Genomic DNA, 385 nt, shown 5'->3' on the forward strand with positions numbered 1-385 from the left:
AAAATTATCACCTCTCACTTGATTGTACGGTATTTCTACGATATAATCAATACATAAGATATTATTCCGTACAAAGCGAGGTGAATTGATATGACTAAACAAAACAAAGCATTCAAATTCCGTTTACTACCAAATAAAGAACAGGCAATACTATTAGCCAAAACATTTGGTTGTGTTCGCTTTGCCTACAATAAGATGCTTGTGGAAAGACAAGCCACTTATGCAAAATACAAAGACGACAAGGAAATGCTTAAAAAGCAAAAGTTCCCGACACCAGCTAAATATAAAGACGAATTTCCATTCCTAAAAGAAGTGGATTCTTTAGCTTTAGCAAATGCACAAATGAACTTACAAAAGGCTTATAAGAATTTTTTTGAAGGCAATG

The 385-nt window shown here is 33.2% G+C and carries 1 protein-coding gene; it reads left to right on the top strand.

Annotation, left to right across the window (positions count from 1 at the left end; all coding sequences use genetic code 11):
* Window positions 1-90: 90 nt before the first annotated feature.
* Window positions 91-385: helix-turn-helix domain-containing protein (locus DDE80_RS14815; protein ID WP_153060952.1), on the top strand; the 295-nt coding region annotated here is incomplete at its 3' end.

This window comes from Metalysinibacillus jejuensis, from assembly GCF_003057615.1.
Classification (GTDB): domain Bacteria; phylum Bacillota; class Bacilli; order Bacillales_A; family Planococcaceae; genus Metalysinibacillus; species Metalysinibacillus jejuensis.